General features: G+C 68.0%; 14 protein-coding genes. 8 read left to right on the top strand and 6 right to left on the bottom strand.

Annotation, left to right across the window (positions count from 1 at the left end; all coding sequences use genetic code 11):
• Positions 1-69: 69 nt before the first annotated feature.
• Positions 70-642 carry an HdeD family acid-resistance protein gene (locus ASG07_RS05830; protein WP_055843965.1) on the bottom strand — a complete coding sequence of 191 codons (573 nt, stop codon included), beginning with the start codon at positions 640-642 and terminating at the stop codon, positions 70-72.
• A 94-nt stretch (positions 643-736) separates the two neighbouring features.
• Here ASG07_RS05830 and dnaE point away from each other — a divergent pair, with 94 nt between their 5' ends.
• Positions 737-4,249: a DNA polymerase III subunit alpha gene (dnaE, locus tag ASG07_RS05825; protein WP_055843963.1), complete on the top strand. Its 3,513-nt coding sequence runs from the start codon at positions 737-739 to the stop codon at positions 4,247-4,249.
• A gap of 58 nt (positions 4,250-4,307) precedes the next feature.
• Positions 4,308-5,888, top strand: coding sequence for a long-chain fatty acid--CoA ligase (locus ASG07_RS05820; RefSeq protein WP_055843468.1), 1,581 nt, complete (start codon positions 4,308-4,310; stop codon positions 5,886-5,888).
• 185 nt (positions 5,889-6,073) lie between these two features.
• On the opposite strand, the gene ASG07_RS18010 is transcribed toward ASG07_RS05820, so the two are convergent.
• From ASG07_RS18010 to ASG07_RS05800, 5 genes are all read right to left on the bottom strand, one after another.
• Positions 6,074-6,196: a hypothetical protein gene (locus ASG07_RS18010; RefSeq protein ID WP_269082627.1), complete on the bottom strand. Its 123-nt coding sequence runs from the start codon at positions 6,194-6,196 to the stop codon at positions 6,074-6,076.
• Between the two features lie 48 nt (positions 6,197-6,244).
• On the bottom strand, positions 6,245-7,315 hold the full coding sequence (locus tag ASG07_RS05815) for a PA0069 family radical SAM protein (RefSeq protein WP_055843466.1): 1,071 nt from the start codon (positions 7,313-7,315) through the stop codon (positions 6,245-6,247).
• Between the two features lie 75 nt (positions 7,316-7,390).
• Complete coding sequence (gene moaB, locus ASG07_RS05810) at positions 7,391-7,918, bottom strand: molybdenum cofactor biosynthesis protein B (RefSeq protein ID WP_055843464.1); 528 nt, start codon at positions 7,916-7,918, stop codon at positions 7,391-7,393.
• A complete protein-coding gene (locus tag ASG07_RS05805) occupies positions 7,918-10,068 on the bottom strand; it encodes a lytic transglycosylase domain-containing protein (RefSeq protein WP_082474604.1) in 2,151 nt (716 codons plus the stop codon). The genes moaB and ASG07_RS05805 overlap by 1 nt, the downstream gene beginning before the upstream one ends.
• 8 nt (positions 10,069-10,076) lie before the next feature.
• The gene (locus ASG07_RS05800) at positions 10,077-10,808 is read right to left on the bottom strand and encodes a uracil-DNA glycosylase family protein (protein WP_055843462.1); all 732 of its coding nucleotides are present in this window, start codon (positions 10,806-10,808) and stop codon (positions 10,077-10,079) included.
• A 120-nt stretch (positions 10,809-10,928) separates the two neighbouring features.
• Between ASG07_RS05800 and ASG07_RS05795 the strand changes: the two genes are divergently transcribed.
• The 6 genes from ASG07_RS05795 to ASG07_RS05770 all read left to right on the top strand — a co-directional run bounded on the left by ASG07_RS05795 (position 10,929) and on the right by ASG07_RS05770 (position 18,130).
• Positions 10,929-12,584, top strand: coding sequence for an electron transfer flavoprotein-ubiquinone oxidoreductase (locus ASG07_RS05795; protein ID WP_055843460.1), 1,656 nt, complete (start codon positions 10,929-10,931; stop codon positions 12,582-12,584).
• Positions 12,559-14,139 carry a tetratricopeptide repeat protein gene (locus tag ASG07_RS05790; RefSeq protein ID WP_055843457.1) on the top strand — a complete coding sequence of 527 codons (1,581 nt, stop codon included), beginning with the start codon at positions 12,559-12,561 and terminating at the stop codon, positions 14,137-14,139. The genes ASG07_RS05795 and ASG07_RS05790 overlap by 26 nt, the downstream gene beginning before the upstream one ends.
• 239 nt (positions 14,140-14,378) lie before the next feature.
• Entirely contained in the window at positions 14,379-15,224 is an 846-nt protein-coding gene (locus tag ASG07_RS05785) for a 4-(cytidine 5'-diphospho)-2-C-methyl-D-erythritol kinase (protein WP_055843455.1), read from the top strand.
• A 181-nt stretch (positions 15,225-15,405) separates the two neighbouring features.
• Positions 15,406-16,479: a recombinase RecA gene (gene recA / locus ASG07_RS05780; RefSeq protein ID WP_055843453.1), complete on the top strand. Its 1,074-nt coding sequence runs from the start codon at positions 15,406-15,408 to the stop codon at positions 16,477-16,479.
• Positions 16,480-16,685: 206 nt separating this feature from the next.
• Complete coding sequence (locus ASG07_RS05775) at positions 16,686-17,507, top strand: class I SAM-dependent methyltransferase (RefSeq protein WP_055843452.1); 822 nt, start codon at positions 16,686-16,688, stop codon at positions 17,505-17,507.
• Positions 17,504-18,130, top strand: coding sequence for a glutathione S-transferase family protein (locus tag ASG07_RS05770; RefSeq protein ID WP_055843450.1), 627 nt, complete (start codon positions 17,504-17,506; stop codon positions 18,128-18,130). The genes ASG07_RS05775 and ASG07_RS05770 overlap by 4 nt, the downstream gene beginning before the upstream one ends.

Raw genomic sequence — 18,130 nt, 5'->3', positions numbered from 1 at the left:
CACGGGGCGCGACCGCAGGCAATACCGCCCGCGGATCTGTCCCACCGCACTTCACACTCGCCGCGCCGCCTACACCGCGAACGCAGGCTCGCCCTTCCGATGCGCCAGCGCTGCCCCGATCGAGGTCGCGCCGCCCAGCAGGAAGCTGATCCCCAGCACATATCCCGGCAACGTCAGCGCCGACCACGGCAGCGTTGCCAGCACGAAGCCGGCCAGCACGAGATTGACGATACCCAGCACGACCATCATCCCCCGGCCGCGTCGCATGCGGAACCCGAACACCAGTTCCATCACGCCCCGCACGCCCAGCCATACGGCGACCAGCATTGCCAGCGACAGTGCGCCCGTTGCGGGTTCGAACATCATGACGCCACCGATGAACAGCGACAACAGGCCAAAGAGGATCGCATAGGCCCGGCTTTCATGGCCCTTGCCGACGATGCCGGCGATGATCGACGTCACCCCCGCCGCCATGAGGAAAATGCCGATGACAAGCGTGGCCGCCAACGTCGCCGCGAACGGCGCCGCGAAGGCGAGGATGCCGAGCACCACGGACAGGACCCCGTAAGCGAGGATCCAGCCCCACCCCGCGCCGATCCCCCTGGTGCGCAATCCTTCCATCGCGCGCGGTGTGTCGGTCATCATAATGCTCCTGTTGGGATGCCGCGACGAACGGCCCGTCGCACGCACGGTTCCGACGCTGGTCGAATCGTTCGCCAGCGCCTACTTCCGGGGGATGCATTCCGGGTTCGTGCCACTTCGCGTCTTTTCGTCATACACCATGCTCGATGGCGCGATCGAGCCGAAGGCGATCGCGGCGCAGGCAAAGGCGCTGGGCTTCCCCGCCGCCGCGCTGACCGACCGCAACGGACTGTACGCGGCGATGGCATTTTCGGACGCTGCGAAGAAGGGCGGGGTGCAGCCGATCATCGGCACGATGCTCGGCATCGCGCGACCGGACATGCCGGAGGGCGTAGCCGCGCCGATCGACTGGATCGCGCTCTATGCGCAGGACACGACCGGTTACGACAATCTCTGCGCGCTGGTATCGGCCGCGCATCTCGACCGCCCGATCGAACTCGCGGCGCATGTGTCGTTCGAGATGCTGTCGCGCCACACCGATGGCCTGATCGCGCTGACCGCCGGCGGTGAGGGTGCCGTCGCGCGCCTGTTCGCGGAGGATCAGCCCGACCGTGCGCGGGCCTATATGGATCGGCTCCAGTCGCTCTTCGAAAATCGTCTCTATGTCGAACTCAGCCGCCGCAGCGATCCCGTCGAGATGGCCGCCGAGCCGGCGCTGATCGATCTCGCCTATGACCGCGACCTGCCGCTCGTCGCGACCAATCCCTGCTGCTTCGCCGAAAGTGCGTTCGGCGACGCGCACGATGCCATGCTCTGCATCGCCAACTCGACCTATGTCGAAACGGAGGATCGCCCGCGCAGTTGCCCCGACGCGTGGCTGAAACCGGCCGACACGATGAAGGCGCTGTTCGACGATCTGCCCGAAGCGATCGCCAACACGCTGATCGTCGCGCAACGCTGCGCGGTGATGGCCCCCAGCCGCAAGCCGATCCTGCCGACACTGGCCGGCGACCTCGACGGCGAGGCGGAGATGCTTCGCAACGACGCCGCCGCCGGGCTGGAGGCGCGGCTCGACCGCATCGCCGAACTGCGCGCGCTGAAGGGCGAATCCGAGGGCGAGGCGGGCTGGCGCGACCTGTATCGTGAACGGCTGGCGTTCGAGGTCGACGTGATCGTCCAGATGGGCTTTCCCGGCTACTTCCTGATCGTCGCGGACTTCATCAAATGGGCGAAGGACCACGACATTCCAGTCGGTCCGGGCCGTGGTTCGGGTGCGGGCTCCGTCGTCGCCTGGGCGCTGACGATCACCGACCTCGATCCGCTCCAGCTCGGCCTGTTGTTCGAGCGCTTCCTGAACCCGGAGCGCGTGTCGATGCCCGATTTCGACATCGACTTCTGCGAAACCCGGCGTGGCGAGGTCATCCGCTACGTGCAGGAGAAATATGGACGCGATCAGGTCGCGCAGATCATCACCTTCGGTAAGCTGAAGGCGCGCGCCGTGCTCAAGGACACCGGCCGCGTCCTCCAGATGAGCTACGGTCAGGTCGATCGCCTCGCCAAGCTCGTGCCGAACCACCCGACCGACCCATGGGACCTGAAGCGCGCGCTGAACGGCGTGCCCGAGCTGGCGAAGGAATACGCCAACGACAATCAGGTCCGCCGGCTGTGGGACCTCGCCACCAAGCTGGAGGGGCTGCCGCGGCACTCCTCGACGCATGCCGCCGGCGTCGTGATCGGCGACCGGCCGCTGGCGAAGCTGGTGCCGCTCTACCGCGACCCGCGGTCCGACATGCCCGTCACCCAGTTCGACATGAAATATGTCGAGGGCGCTGGGCTCGTGAAGTTCGACTTTCTCGGCCTCAAGACGCTGTCGGTGCTCCAGAAAGCGGTGCAGCTTCTGAACAAGCGCGGCGTGTCGATCCAGCTCGACGCGCTCGAATGGGACGATCCGCTCGTCTACCAGTTGCTCCAGCGCGGCGACACGGTCGGCGTATTCCAGCTCGAATCGGAGGGGATGCGGCGGACACTGTCCGCCGTCCGCCCGACCAATTTCGGCGACATCATCGCGCTCGTCTCGCTCTATCGGCCCGGCCCGATGGACAACATCCCCAGCTTCGGCCGCCGCAAGCAGGGGACGGAGCCGATCGTCTATCCGCACAAGCTGCTCGAAGGCATCCTGTCCGAAACCTACGGCATCTTCGTCTATCAGGAACAGGTGATGCAGGCCGCGCAGGTGCTGGCCGGCTATTCGCTCGGCGGCGCCGACCTGCTGCGTCGCGCAATGGGCAAGAAGGTGAAGGCGGAGATGGACGCGCAGCGTTCGACCTTCGTCGAGGGCTGCGAAAAGGCGAACGGCATCCCCAAGGCCAAGGCCAACGAGCTGTTCGACCTGATCGACAAGTTCGCCGGCTACGGCTTCAACAAGTCGCACGCCGCCGCCTACGCCTTGCTCGCCTATCAGACCGCGTGGCTGAAGGCGCACCACCCGCATGAATTCTACGCCGCGTCGATGTGCTACGACATGGCGCTCACGGACAAGCTCGGCATCTTCGTCGAGGACGCCCGCCGTGCCGGCGTGACGATGCTGCCACCCTGCATCAACGCCAGCCAGCCCGACTTCGACGTTCAGCCGTTCAGCGTCGGCGGCGACGAGGGCCTCGCCGTCCGTTATGCCCTCGGCGCCCTCAAATCCGTCGGCGAAGGCGCGATGGAACGCCTCGTCGTCGAACGCGCCAACGGTCCCTTCGCCGGCCTCGACGACCTTGCGACCCGCGTCGATCCGCGCCTCCTGAACAAGCGTCAGCTCGAAACGCTGGCCGCGGCGGGCGCGTTCGACGGTATCGACGACAATCGTGCCGGCGTTCACGCGGTCGCGGAAACCTTGCTCGCCGTCGCCGCGCGCACGCACGAACAAAAGACCAGCGGGCAGGGCGGCCTGTTCGGCGACACGGCCCACGCCGGCGACGCGATCAAGCTGCCCACATCGGTGCGCTGGTCGCTGTCGGAGCGGATGGAGCAGGAGAAGGAAGCGTTCGGCTTCTACTTCTCCGCGCATCCGGTCGACCGGCATTCGCACCTCGCGCACATGCACGGCGCGCGCAGCTTCGCCTCGCTCGGCGAGTTGACGATCCCCGACGATGGCACACGCGCCGGTGCGACGATGGCGGTGCTGGTGGAGGACGCGCGCTGGCGCACCTCTGCGCGCGGCAAACGCTACATGATGGCGCAGCTGTCCGATTCGAGCGGGCAGTTCGTCGCCACCTGTTTCGACGATCTCGTCGCCAAGGATCTGGAGGAAGCGGCGCGGATGGGCGGCTGCGCGCTCATCACTGTCGAACTCGACCGTCGCCCGGGCGAGGAAACACCGCGCGTGTCGGTCAAGCGAATCCAGCCATTTGAAACGCTGGCGGCCGCTGCCCGTTTCGTCATCGAGGTCGAAGTGACTGATGAGGCAGCATTTTCCGCGCTTGCCACGCTACTGTCCGATCATCGCGGGGCACGCGGAGAGGTATGGGCAACGCTGACCACCGATCGCGGCCCAGCCCGGTTGCTGCTCGGCCGGGATTTCCTGCTCGATGCGGAGCTTGCGGGACATATCGAGGCGTTGCACGGTGTCGCCGCCGCCCGGCTCAAGACCTCCGAGACGAGGCTGAAACTGGTCGGCTGATCCGGCCGCGCGCTCCCGCCGGTCGGCGGACCGGGAGAGTCGACGCGTGCTGGGATCGATGCAGGACATGGAATTGCGCGTGTCGCGCATCATCGACCACGCCGCGCGCGAACATGCCGGCCGCTCGATCGTTACCCGTTGGGCGGACGGCAGCGAGAGCCGCACAACCTGGGCCGGCATCGCCCATGACGCGAAACGGCTGGCGCAGGCGCTCGAACGTCTCGGAATGCAACGCGGCGACCGCATCGCGACGCTGGCGATGAACCATGCCAACCACCTCGTCGCGTGGTACGGCGCGATGGGCATGGGCGGCGTGATCCACACGATCAACCCGCGGCTGTTCGACGATCAGCTCGTCTATATCGGCAACCACGCCGGCGACCGCATCCTTCTCTACGACCGCATGTTCCAGCCAATTGTCGATCGCTTGAAGCATCGCTGGACCAGCATCGAACACTATGTGGTCATGGACGGGAAGGGGCCGGGCACGCTCGCCGAATCGCTAGCGGGGGAGGACGGCGATTACGCGTGGGCCGAGGGCCCGGAGCGCGACCCGTGCATGCTCGCCTATACCAGCGGCACGACCGGCGATCCCAAGGGCGTACTGTATACGCACCGTTCGTCCGTCATCCACGCGCTGACCGTCATCACGCCCGCGGTCTTCAACCTGTCGTCGCGCGCGATCGTGCAGCCGGTGGTGCCGATGTTCCACGCCGCCGGCTGGGGCCTGCCGCTCGCCGTGCCGATCGCGGGCGCAAGCTATGTCTTTTCCGCGGTCAATGACCCGGCCGTGCTGTGTGACCTGATGACCCGCTACAAGGTCACGCATTTTGCCGGCGTGCCTACGGTATGGCTCGGCGTGTTCGGCCATATCGATGCCGGCAATCCCCCGCCCGCACATCTGAAATATGCCAGCGTCGGTGGCTCGGCCGCGCCGCGCGCGATGATCGAGCGGCTCATGGGAATGGGTATGGAGGTCGCGCATCTCTGGGGCATGACCGAAACTTCCCCCGTCGGCACCGCCGGTCAGCGTCCGCCGGAATGGGACGAGATGTCGCGCAACGAACAGCTCGATCTCGTCTCGAAGCAGGGCCAGATCCCGTTCGGCATCGAATTGCGCGTCGTCGACGACGCGGGCAACGTCCTGCCCCGCGACGGCATATCCTCCGGCCAGCTTCAGGTCCGCGGCCCCTGGGTCATCAAACGCTATTACGGCGCGACCGAGGATGCGGTCGACGCGGACGGCTGGTTCGACACCGGCGACGTATCCGTCCTTCATCCCGACGGCACGATGCAGATCACCGACCGGTCGAAGGACGTGATCAAGTCCGGCGGCGAATGGATCAGCTCCGTGGATCTCGAGAACGCCGCGGTCGGCTGCCCCGGCGTCGCCGAGGCTGCGGCCATCGCCATCCCTCATCCGAAATGGGATGAGCGGCCGCTGCTCGTCGTCGTCCGCAAGCCGGGCAGCGACGTCTCGGCCGCGGACATCCAGACGCACCTCACCGGACAGGTGGCGAAATGGTGGCTGCCGGACGAAATAGTCTTCGTCGACAAACTCCCGCACACCGCCACGGGCAAGCTGCTGAAGACCGCGCTCCGCGAACGCTTCCGCGGCTACGTGCTAGCGGAGGTTTGAGGCGGCAGCCCCACCAAAGCCATCAGTCTAGGACGGACCATCCTCGGCGACCCCGTCACGTCAACGAAGGCTGGGTTTCAAGCGCTTGCAGGGATCTCATACCCGAAGAGACCCCAGCTTTCGCTGGTTGAAGCAGGCAAGCGGCGGCAGGGTTCAGCTAACCGCCGCCCGCCAACGGCCATCATTTAATCCTCCTTCGTCTTCTCCGCGCCCTGCTCGCCAGCATTGTTTCCATAGCCCGCACCGGATTCCTCCTGCTCGACGGGCTGCTCCGGCGTCTCGGTTTTCGCGCGATCCTGATCGGTCATATCGGCATCCTTTCTGCCGCTCCAACGCGCGACCGGGGCCGGAGTGCCTCAGAACAACTCCCCCTGCGGACCCGCCGGCGCGCGGAACAGGTCGGTGCGCAGCGCGATCCGCTCCTTGTTCAGCCCGTGCTTGCGGCACGCGATCCGGAACCGCGTGCCCAGCAACTCCGCCCATGGCCCGGCGCCCTTCATGCGCGTGAAGAACTCCGGGTCGTTGTCGCGCCCGCCGCGCAGCGACTGGATCACGCTCATGACCTTGCCCGCACGATCAGGGAAATGCTCGTCGAGCCACGCGCGGAACAGCGGCGCGACCTCATGTGGCAGCCGCACCGGCAGGAAGAAGGCGTAGCGCGCACCGGCTTCCGCGGCGCGTTCGATCAGATGCTCGATTTCGTGATCGGTGATCGCGGGAATGACCGGCGAGATCGAGACATAGGTCGGCACCCCCGCCGTCGACAGCGTCGCCACCGCCTTCAGCCGCCGTTCGGGATGCGGCGCGCGCGGCTCGATCGTGCCGGCGATCTTCGGGTCGAGCGAGGTCACCGACATGCACACGGCCGCCAATCCCCTGGCGGCCATCGGCGCGAGGATGTCGAGATCGCGCACCACCCGGTCGGACTTTGTCGTGATCGTCACCGGATGACCCGTCTCCGCCAGCACCTCGAGGATCGACCGCGTCACCCGCCATTCGCGCTCGATCGGCTGATACGGATCGGTGTTGGTGCCGAGCGCCATCGGCCGCGCGACATAGCCCGGCTTTCGTAATTCGGTGCGTAACAGCATTGCGGCATCCGGCTTCACGAACAGCCGACTTTCGAAATCCAGCCCCGGCGACAGGTCGTGGAATGCGTGGCTCGGCCGCGCGAAGCAGTAGATGCAGCCATGCTCGCACCCCCGATAGGGATTGATCGAACGGTCGAACGGCACGTCGGGCGAGGCATTGCGGCTGATGATCGTCCGCGGCCGCTCGACGGTGACCGTCGTCTTCAGCGGCGCCAGCGCGCCGTCGATCCCCTCCCGCTCATCCAGCCAGTCTCCGTCGGCTTCCACCTGCGGCAGGTTGAATCGCCGGCTCTCCACATTGTGAGTCGCACCGCGCACGGGCCGGGTGTTTGCCATGCCGCGATGGTACGATGGCAATCAGAACGTATCAAGAACATTGTCGATGATGGGCGAGTACCGACCCTCGGCAAGCTACCGCTCCAGCAATCGCGGCATCAGCTCCACGAAGTTGCAGGGGCGATGTCGACTGTCCAACTGCTCGCGCAGGATACCGTCCCACCCGTCCTTCACCGCCCCCGTCGAACCGGGCAGCGCGAACACATAGGTGCCACCAGCCACGCACGCACAGGCTCGCGACTGAACCGTGGAGGTACCGATCTTGGCATAGCTCAGCCAGCGGAACAGTTCCCCGAAGCCGGGGATCATCTTCTCGGCGACTTGCTCGATCGCCTCGGGCGTCACGTCGCGCCCGGTCACGCCGGTGCCGCCGGTGGTGATGACGACATCGACTTCCGGATCGGCGATCCACCTGCGCAATCGCGTCACGATCGTGTCGACATCATCCCGCTCGATCGCGCGGTCCGCCAGCACGTGGCCCGCCGTCGTCAGCCGTTCGATCAGCGTGTCGCCCGAACGATCCTCCGCCAGCCCGCGCGTGTCGGACACCGTCAGCACCGCGATCCGCACCGGCAAAAAGGTGCGGCTCTCGTCGATTGCCATCAATCGCCCTGAACGCTGGAGCCGATCGTGGCGGTGACCGACTTCACGATGTTCGGCTGCATCGCCATGGCCGCCGCCGCCCGCCGCAGCAGGTCGCCGTCGGTCATCGCGCTCGCCGCCGCCGCCACCGTGCCGGGGATCGCCTTCACGACGGACACGATGTTCTCGGCGAAACTGTTCGCGGGGGCGGACGGCACCGGCGTCGGCTGCATCGCCAGCGCCGCGGTCCGGATCGGCGATACCGCATTCGGCAATGTCACCGCCGCCCGCACCGGAGCGATGACCTGCGCCACCGCGACCGCCGTGGGGGCGGGGGCGGTCACCACCGGCGCGCGAACGATCCGCGGCCGGACGGCAGCCACGACGGCCCGGGCCGGAGCCGCGGCATAGGCCACACCGCTATCACCACGCGACGGCATCCGGACCGCCAGCGCGCCGCTCATCCCCGGAAAGCGCGGCCACATCCCCTGCGCCAACGCGGCACGGCTGGTCGATGCCGACTTGCCGCCCTGCGTCTCGTACATCCAGTAATTGCGCAGCACCGTCGTGACGTATCCGCGCGTCTCCCAATAGGGGATGCTCTCGATATACATCAGCGGGTCGCCGCCATCATGGACCAGCGTGTTCCACTCTCCGACCGGCTTCGGCCCGGCATTATAGGCGGCGATCACCTTTGGCAGCAGCCCGCCCGTCAAGCCCATGTCGCGCAGCCGTTCCAGATGGCGCTGCCCGATATCCATGTTCACCGACGGCTTGCCGAGCGCGACCTTGTCGATCGTCGTGCCCCGTTCACGCGCGAAATCGGTCGCAGCGGCGGGCATGATCTGCATCAGGCCGTAAGCACCCGCCTGGCTCGTCACCCTGGGCCGAAAGCGCGATTCCTCCAGCGTGTGTGCGTAGACCAGCGCCTTGTCGACGCGCCAGCCGCTGTCCGGCTGCCAGTTCGGCGTTGGATAGCGCGCGTCCGCGGTCGGCGTCACGCCCTGCGGACAGTTGTGCGCCAGCCAGATCGTCGTCGCCGGCAGGTCGAGCGTCTCGGCCAGCTTCACGAGGCTGCCGAACTCCGCCGGATTGCCGATCTTCGCCTGCTGGCGGATCACGTCGTCCGCCAGATCGGCCTCGCCGACCTCGATCAGCGCCGCCGCGACGCGCACGTTCGGGCGCTTGTCGAGCAGCGTCCAGTCCGCGTCCCGCATCCCGCCCTTGGCACCGATCGCGCCGCGCATCCCCAGCGCCTGTCGCGCAAGCTGTCCGTAGAAGCTCTCGCCGAACTGCGCCGCCGCTTTCAGGCGACCCTCGATCCGGTCCGGCCGCGCGCACACCATGTCCGCCCGCGATGCCCAATAAAGGCCCGCCGCGCGCAGATCGACATCGCCCGCGCGTGCCGCCACGCCCTCGAACCCCGTCTCCGCCGCTGCGCAGTCACCCTGTCGCCACGCCGCCAGCGCCGTCATCCAGCGACCCTGCACCGCCCAGTCGCCGCTGCCGGCCGCCGCCAGCGCGCCGAGTTCGCGCACCTTGGCGTCGTCGCCACGCAGGAAATACATCCACGCGACCTTCGCCTGCCACTCGGTCATCGCCTCCGGGGTAAGGCCGCTCGTCTGAATCAGCAGCGCCTCGGCGGATGCGCCGTCGTCGACCTTGACGTAGGGCTGCATCTTCTGTGCGAGATCGGCCGCGACCAAGTCGCTTTTCGTCGCCTTCGCACGGACGCGGCGGGGGGCGCCGTCCTGCCAGATCAGCCGCTGCGCCACCGGCAGCGGCGGCAGGTCGGTTGCGCCCCGCGACGATGCCAGCCGCCGCAGCGCCTCCGCCTGCGGAAGTTCGGGCGCTTCGTTGAGCAGCGTGACCAGCGGCCCCAGCTCGACACGCGGCGAACCCTTCGCGGTGTAGAGTTCGGCACGCGCGATCGCGTGCAGCGGCCCCGGCTTCATCGCGTCCAGCCCCAGCTGCGCGTCCTGCCAACGCTGCGCCCGGATCGCTGCGAACACCTGTGCATACGCCGCCCGTTGCCCGTCATCCAGCTGGGTCGGAATCCGCGCCGTCTGCGCCGAGCGGGTTTCGCCGGACGGGTCGCCGCCCGATTCCGCCGCCATCGCGGGCAGGGGCAGGCTGGCCAGCGCCACCGTCATCGCCGCTCTCAAACGCATGTTGCAGCTCATCGATCTGCCCCCATCAGCAATTGCAGGTCGCGCCAGCTTTCGGCCTTCATCGCCGGACGCTCGATCAGCATCCGCGGATGGGCGGAGGCTACGACCTTCGTATGTCCGCTTTTATGGTTAAACGCCTGCAAAGAACCGCGCGCATCGATTCGCTCCATCGCCAGCACGGCACGGCTCGTCGCATCGCCGAGCAGCAGCAGCCGTTCCGGCGCGACCAGTTCGACATGGTGGCGCGCAATCTCGCCCAGCTTTGCCTCGATATCGCGGGGCATCCGCCCGGCGGCGGGGCGACGCGCGCAGACCGCGGCGATGTGCACCGTTTCGCGAGACAGCCCGATCGCGGCGAGCATCCGGTCGAACAATCTGCCCGGCTCGCCCGCGAGCAGGGCGCCGGCATTGCCGTCGTCACGGTCGGGGCAATCGACCAGCACCATGACCTTGGCATCGGCGGGACCCGTAGCGGCAAGCGACACACCGCTCCACGCCGCCTCGGGCGCATTCGACCCTGCCCTCCAACCGAGAAACGCCTCCAGCGTGGCGGGCAGCGAATCCGCCGCCGGGGCCTCCACCGCCACCGGAGCCGGGGCGGGGGCCGCCAGCCAGTCGCGCGGGACGTCCTCGACCAGCACGTCGACACCCGCCTCCGCCCACCACGCGATCGCGCTGGCGATCGTCGCGCGGTCGGCGGGAACGGACTGTGCCGTATCGATATTCCGGTATGCCCCCATCGCCGGGCGTCATGCTCCACGGTTGACGCGGCGGTCAATGTAGCGGAACGGCTTATTGGACAGGATGGTGCGGCATCACGCCCGGCGGATCGCCGGCGGGGCCGCTGGAGAGAAGAGGCCATGAGCGAACGCGAGTCGATGCCCTACGACGTGGTGATCGTCGGTGCCGGCCCTGCCGGGCTGTCGGCGGCGATCCGTCTGAAACAGCTCGCCAACGAAGCCGGTGCGGAACTGGCCGTCTGCGTGCTGGAAAAGGGCTCCGAGGTCGGCGCGCACATCCTGTCGGGCGCGGTGATCGACCCGCGGGCGATGGACGAGCTGATCCCCGACTGGCGCGATACCGACTGCCCGCTGGCGGAGACGCCGGTGACGGAGAACATCCACTGGGTGCTGACCGCAAAGGGCAAGTTCAACCTGCCCCATCTGTGGACCCCGCCGTTCCTGCATAACAAGGGCACCTACACCTGTTCGCTGGGCAATCTTTGCCGCTGGCTCGCGGGTCGCGCCGAGGAACTGGGCGTCGAGATTTTCCCCGGCTTCGCCGCGGCGGAGATCCTGTTCGACGAGAATGGTCGCGTGAAAGGCGTCGCGACCGGCGACATGGGCGTCGCCCGCGACGGCACGCACAAGGGTGACTACACGCCCGGTCTCGAAATCCACGCCAAATACACCTTCTTTGCAGAGGGCGTTCGCGGACATCTGACCAAGGAGGTCATCCGCACCTTCGATCTCGCCGCGAACAGCGATCCGCAGGTCTACGGCCTCGGCGTCAAGGAACTCTGGGACATCGACCCGGAGAAGCATCACCCCGGCCGCGTCGTCCATACGCAGGGGTTCCCGCTCGGCAACGACGCGAACGGCGGCGGCTGGATCTATCATCAGGCCAACGGTCAGGTGTCGATCGGCTTCGTGACGTGGCTCGGCTATACCAACCCCTATATTTCTCCCTTCCAGGAGATGCAGAAGTGGAAGACTCATCCCGCGGTCGCGGAGTTGCTCGCGGGCGGCAAGCGCGTGTCCTACGGCGCGCGCGCGATCAACGACGGCGGGTTGCAGTCGATCCCGAAGCTGGTCTTCCCCGGCGGCGCGCTGATCGGCTGTTCGGCGGGCTTCCTCAACGTCCCCCGCATCAAGGGTACGCACGGCGCGCAGAAGTCGGCGATGCTGGCCGCCGAAGCCGCCTTCGCCGCGATCCAGCAGGGTCGCGAGCATGACGAGCTGACCGCCTATCCGGAGGCGTTCGAGGCGTCGTGGCTGAAGAAGGAGTTGTCGGTCGTCCGCAACGTCGTGCCGCTGGTCAAGAAGTTCGGCGACTTCCTCGGTTCCGGCCTGTCGGGCATCACCATGTGGCTGGAGCATTTCGGCCTGAAGATGCCCTTCACGATGAAGCATCACCCGGACCATGAGAGCCTGTGGCGCAAGGACCTCGTCAAGCCACCGGTCTATCCCAAGCCCGACGGCGTCCTGACCTTCGATCGCCTGTCGTCGGTGTTCCTGTCGAACACCAATCACGAGGAGGACCAGCCGGTCCACCTGACGCTGCGCGACCCGAACGTGCCCGTCGAATACGACCTGCCGATGTACGACGAACCGGCGCAGCGTTATTGCCCGGCCGGCGTCTACGAGATCGTCGGGCAGGACACCGGCGACCCGAAGTTCGTCATCAACGCGCAGAATTGCGTCCACTGCAAGACCTGCGACATCAAGGACCCGACCCAGAACATCAACTGGGTCGTCCCGGAAGGCGGCGGTGGCCCGAATTATCCGAACATGTAACCTGATCGCGCTGGCCGCCGCCTTCGCCTCGCCGGCTGCGGCGGATACCGGCCGCACCGCGTATCTGACGGCGCGCGCGGCGGAAGCGGACGGCGACGGGCCGGCCGCATCTGCCGCCTACGCCGCCGCCCTCGCGGCGTCGCCGGACGATCCGGTCGTCGCGATCCGCGCCTTCCGCGCCGGCATCGCGAGTGGCGACGCGGCGCTGGTCCGCAAGACCGCCGCCGTCCTGCGCGATGCCGGTGTCGCGCCCGCCGATGCCGCGCTGTTCCCGATCGCCGATGCGGCCCGGGCCGGCGACGCCGCCGCCCTGACACGGGCGACGCGCGCCCTCTCCACCGATCGCCTCCGCATCCTCGCGCCGATGATCGAGGCATGGGCGGCGGGCGGCAATGCCGGCGTCGCGCTGCTCGACCGGACGACGATCGACCCGGTCGCCCGGCCGCTGGTCGCCGAGCACCGTGCGTTGCTGCTGATCGCCGCCGGTCGCGCGAGCGAGGGGAGCGCGGCCGCCGGCCTCGCCTCCACCACCAGTCCCGCCCCGCGCCTCGCCGCCGCCGAGCTGTTCGTCGGCGCGGGCGAACCGGATCGGGCACAGGCGCTGCTCGGCACCGGCCGGCCGCTTCCCGTCGGTCGAAAGCCGACCCCCGCCTTCGGCATGTCGCGCCTGTTCCTGCGGCTGGCGGAGGATCTCGGCCGTGGCGAGCAGGCCAGCACCTTATCGCTGTCGCTCGCCCGCGCCGCGCTCGACGCCGACCCCGATTATGCGCGGGCACGCCTGATCCTCGCCAATCAGCTCGCGCGTGCCGGCGATGCCGACGCCGCCCTGACCAACCTCGCCGCGATCCCCGTCGTCGGCCCGCTGTCGGAGGAGGCGCTGTCGGGCGAGGTGCTGGACGCGCGCATCGCGCTGCTCGGCGGCAGCGACCGGTCGGCGGAGGCGCTCGCCGCCGCTCGCACCCGTGCCGCCGCAACCGATGCGACCTTCGTCGATCGCGTCCGCCTCGCCGACCTGCTGGTCGAGGCGGATAGCCCGGCGGAGGCCGCCCCCATCTACGCCCGTGTTCTCGATGATCCCCGCATCGCCAGACGCTGGAACGCGTGGCTCCGCTACGCCACCGCGCTCGACGCCGCCGATCGGTGGAAAGACGCCCGCCGCGCCCTGCGCCGCGCGGTAGCGCTCGGCCCCGACCAGCCGCTGGTCCTCAATTATCTCGGCTACGGTCTCGTCGATCGCGGCGAGGATATCGCCGCCGCGACGCGGATGCTGGAAAAGGCGCATGCGCTGGAGCCGGAGGACCCGGCCATCGCCGACTCGCTCGGCTGGGCCTATCACCGCGCCGGCCAGACTGCCCGCGCGCTGCCGCTGCTGGAACGCGCCGCACAGGACAGCCCCGCCGACGCCGACATCGCCGACCATCTCGGCGACGTCTATTGGGCCACCGGTCGCCGCTACGAAGCCCGCTACGCGTGGCGCGCCGCCGCGCTGGTCGCGGAGCCGCGAGCGATCGGCCGGTTGACGGCCAAGATCGAGAACGGCCCGGCGGCGCGCTAGCCGCTTGATTTCACGCCCGTGCCGCCGCGCAGGCAGGGGGCCAGATGCCGCAGAGGCTCCCGGTTTCATGGGCAGTGGCGAAACGGGACCCCGGCCTTCGCCGGGGTGGAACCGGTATGGAGTGCCACAGGGTGATGCAGACAAGGAAAGCTGGACCCGCGCAGACATCAACCAGAAGCCTTCCGCAACTCCGCAACCTCATCTTGCCCCCGAACCGCCCCTGCCGCATCACCCGCGCGATGATCGCAGAACCCGCTCCCGCCAAGATCAACCTCGCGCTTCACGTCCGCCATCGCCGGCCGGACGGCTATCACGAACTCGAAACCCTGTTCGCCTTCGCCGCCGACGGCGACACGATCACCGTTGGGAAAGCTTCCGAGGACTCGTTCGAAATCGAAGGTCCCTTCGCGGCAGTCCTGCAATCTCCCTCCGCGGTCGGGAATGGAACGGCGCCCGCCAACCTCGTGACCGCCGCCCGCGACGCCTTCCGCACACATCACACCACACCTCCCGTCGCGATCACACTCACCAAAAACCTGCCGATCGCATCCGGCATCGGTGGTGGCTCGGCGGACGCTGCCGCTACCCTCCGCGCGCTTGCAAGGTTGACCGGTATCGGTCCGCACGCGCCTGCGCTGTTCGCCATCGCCGAAGGCCTCGGCGCCGACGTGCCCGCCTGCCTGCTCGGCCGCACCACGCTCGGCACCGGCAAGGGCGAAGCGTTGATCCCGATCGAGGGCGCTTCCGGTACGCCGTTGCTGCTGGTCAATCCCAACGTCGCCGTCTCCACCGCCGCGGTCTTCGCCGGCTGGGACGGGATCGACCGCGGCCCGCTGGGGGAGGGGCCGCTGCTCGTCCGCGCCCGGGCCGCCCGCAACGATCTCGAAGCGTCCGCCCGGTCGCTCGCCCCGGTCATCGGCGAGGTCCGCGCGCTGCTCGATGCCGCCCCCGGCGTGCTGCTGTCCCGCATGTCCGGCTCCGGCGCGACCTGCTTCGCGCTGTTCGACACGCCCGACGCCCGCGACACCGCAGCCGCCTTGGCCTCCGCGAAGGGCTGGTGGACGCTCGCGACCGTCATGACCTGAAAAGTTTGTCGCACGAAGCCGCGAGGGGAGAGCGGTGCCGCGCCCGCCGTTCCTTCCTCTTCACGGCCCGGCGCGCCTGAACTTCCTGCAGTTCCCATCTTGTTCCAAGAGAACAAACCATATACATGGAACCAGACGCGTTGCCCCCGCCACGCGCTTGCTCTAGCGATGGGAGCCCCTGATGGCCGCCAATCTGAAAGTGATCGACACCGGCATGGCAACCGCTACCACCGACCGGCAAAAGGCGCTCGACGCCGCACTGGCCCAGATCGACCGTGCCTTCGGCAAGGGCTCCGCGATGAGGCTCGGCTCCAAGGAGACGATGCAGGTCGAAACGATCTCCACCGGCTCGCTCGGCCTCGACATCGCCCTTGGCGTCGGCGGCTTGCCGCGCGGCCGCGTGATCGAGGTCTATGGCCCTGAATCCTCGGGCAAGACCACGCTCGCGCTGCATGTCATCGCGGAGGCGCAGCGCGGCGGCGGCACCGCGGCGTTCGTCGATGCCGAACACGCGCTCGACCCCGTCTATGCCAAGAAGTTGGGCGTCAACATCGACGAACTGATCGTGTCGCAGCCGGATACCGGCGAGCAGGCGCTGGAGATCGTCGACACGCTCGTCCGCTCCAACGCGATCGACGTGCTCGTCGTCGACTCGGTCGCCGCGCTCGTCCCGCGCGCGGAGATCGAGGGCGAGATGGGCGACAGCCATGTCGGTCTTCAGGCCCGCCTGATGTCGCAGAGCCTGCGCAAGCTGACCGGCTCGATCAGCCGTTCGCGCTGCATGGTGATCTTCATCAACCAGCTGCGCATGAAGATCGGCGTGATGTACGGCAATCCGGAGACGACGACGGGCGGCAACGCGCTGAAGTTCTACGCGTCCGTCCGCCTCGACATCCGCCGCACCGGCGCGATCAAGGCCGGCGAGGAGATCACCGGCAACGCCACCCGCGTGAAGGTGGTGAAGAACAAGGTCGCACCGCCGTTCAAGCAGGTCGAATTCGACATCATGTACGGCGAGGGCATCTCCAAGATTGGCGAGATCCTCGATCTCGGCGTGAAGGCGGGCCTCGTCGAGAAGTCCGGTTCGTGGTTCAGCTACGATTCGATCCGCATCGGGCAGGGCCGCGAGAACGCCAAGACCTACCTGCGCGAGAACCCCGAATTGTCGGGCCGCCTCGAAAAGGCCATCCGTCAGCGCACCGACAAGGTCGCGGAGGAACTGATGGTCGGTCCCGGCGAGGACGACGACGTTTGAACCCGGCACGCCTTTCGCGTGTCGATCGGGGGGCTGCCGGCAACGGCGGCCCCCTTTTCGTTGGTGCGAAGTGGAGGACCCCGCGAACGCCTCCACTTCCTCCACTTCGGCTAAATATGGCAGCACCGAACTTTCCACCGCTGTAAGCAACGAAGCGACGCGGCAATCCCGCCCCGATCACTCCTGACCCGGCAAAGGCCCAAGCGATGACTTCTACGACGGACTGGCAAACCCGCGTCGGCGACGTCTGGGCCGCCGAGTATCACCGCACCGACCGCAGCCTCTCCGATCTCGCCTGCCATCTGGACGCCGCCATCCTCGCCGCGGCCCCCCACACGGGTACGGCCCTCGATATCGGTTGCGGGGCGGGAGCGACCAGTGCGGCGCTCGCCAGCGCCAGGCCGGATCTCCGCATCACCGGCATCGACCTGTCCGAACCACTCGTCGCCGTCGCCCGGACCCGTGTTCCGGCCGCGAGCTTTCGCATCGCTGACGCCGCGACCGACCCGCTGCCGCAGCCCCTCGACCTCCTCTATTCCCGCCACGGCGTCATGTTCTTCGCCGACCCGGTCGCCGCCTTCACCCGCCTCCGCGCAATCGCCAGACCCGGCGCACCGCTCGTCTTCTCCTGCTTCCGCGAGCGGACCCGCAACGCCTTCGCCGCCGCACTGGTCGAGGATGTCACCGGTCGAGCGCCAGTCGATGCGATCGGCTACGCCCCCGGTCCGTTCGCCTTCGCGGACATGCCGTACGTCCTCGACCTGCTGACCCGAACGGGCTGGACCGCGATCACCGCCGCCGCGATCGAGTTCGATTATGTCGCGGGCGAGGGGACCGATCCCGTCGCCGAAGCCACCTCGTTCCTCACGCGAATCGGCCCGGTCGCGCGGGCGATCGCCGACGCCGCGGACCGCCCGCAGTTGAGCGCGCGTCTCTCCGCCGCGCTCGCGCGTTACCGCATCGAAGATCGCGTCGTCCTGCCCGCATCGGCATGGATCTGGCGCGCGCATGCAGGGGAGCCGTCATGACCATCATCGTCCACCATCTCGAAAATTCGCGCTCGCAGCGCATCCTGTGGATGCTGGAGGAACTCGGCCTCCCCTATGAGGTGAAGCGCTACGCCCGCGATGCGAAGACGATGCTCGCCCCGCCCGAACTGCGCCGCGTCCACCCGCTCGGCAAGTCGCCGGTGATCGAGGACGACGGCACGATCGTCGCCGAAACCGGAGCGATCGTGGAATATCTGGTCGAGAAGGCGGACGGCCGCCTCGGACCCCGGGCGCACCGGGATGCGGTGCTGCGCTATCGCTTCTGGCTGCACTACGCCGAAGGGTCGCTGATGCCGCCCTTGCTCGTGAAGCTGATCCTCGGGCGCATCCCACTGGTCGGCAACACGATCGCCGGCCGCATCCAGCCGATGATCGATCGTCATCTCGATTACGTCGAGAGCGAGCTGTCGCAGCGGCCGTGGTTCGCCGGCGACGCGATCTCCGCCGCCGACATCATGATGAGTTTCCCGTTGGAGGCCGCCCGCAACCGCGCGGGTCTCGATACCGGCCGCCCGGCGACGATCGCCTGGATCGAGAAGGTCCACGCGCGACCCGCCTATCAGGCCGCACTGAAGGCGGGCGGCCCCTATCGCTACGCCTGA

The sequence above is a fragment of the Sphingomonas sp. Leaf343 genome, assembly GCF_001423765.1.
In the GTDB taxonomy this organism is placed as follows: domain Bacteria; phylum Pseudomonadota; class Alphaproteobacteria; order Sphingomonadales; family Sphingomonadaceae; genus Sphingomonas.
The sequence above is the reverse complement of the archived record's forward strand: the minus strand, read 5'-3'. Positions and strand labels throughout refer to the sequence as shown.

Coding starts and splice junctions, on each gene's coding strand:
- dnaE (WP_055843963.1), top strand. CDS start 737: ATGCATTCCGGGTTCGTGCCACTTCGCGTCTTTTCGTCATACACCATG.
- moaB (WP_055843464.1), bottom strand. CDS start 7,918: ATGGCAATCGACGAGAGCCGCACCTTTTTGCCGGTGCGGATCGCGGTG.
- recA (WP_055843453.1), top strand. CDS start 15,406: ATGGCCGCCAATCTGAAAGTGATCGACACCGGCATGGCAACCGCTACC.
- ASG07_RS05770 (WP_055843450.1), top strand. CDS start 17,504: ATGACCATCATCGTCCACCATCTCGAAAATTCGCGCTCGCAGCGCATC.
- ASG07_RS05805 (WP_082474604.1), bottom strand. CDS start 10,068: ATGCGTTTGAGAGCGGCGATGACGGTGGCGCTGGCCAGCCTGCCCCTG.
- ASG07_RS05830 (WP_055843965.1), bottom strand. CDS start 642: ATGACCGACACACCGCGCGCGATGGAAGGATTGCGCACCAGGGGGATC.
- ASG07_RS05800 (WP_055843462.1), bottom strand. CDS start 10,808: ATGGGGGCATACCGGAATATCGATACGGCACAGTCCGTTCCCGCCGAC.
- ASG07_RS05815 (WP_055843466.1), bottom strand. CDS start 7,315: ATGGCAAACACCCGGCCCGTGCGCGGTGCGACTCACAATGTGGAGAGC.
- ASG07_RS05775 (WP_055843452.1), top strand. CDS start 16,686: ATGACTTCTACGACGGACTGGCAAACCCGCGTCGGCGACGTCTGGGCC.
- ASG07_RS05795 (WP_055843460.1), top strand. CDS start 10,929: ATGAGCGAACGCGAGTCGATGCCCTACGACGTGGTGATCGTCGGTGCC.
- ASG07_RS05785 (WP_055843455.1), top strand. CDS start 14,379: ATGATCGCAGAACCCGCTCCCGCCAAGATCAACCTCGCGCTTCACGTC.
- ASG07_RS05820 (WP_055843468.1), top strand. CDS start 4,308: ATGCAGGACATGGAATTGCGCGTGTCGCGCATCATCGACCACGCCGCG.
- ASG07_RS18010 (WP_269082627.1), bottom strand. CDS start 6,196: ATGACCGATCAGGATCGCGCGAAAACCGAGACGCCGGAGCAGCCCGTC.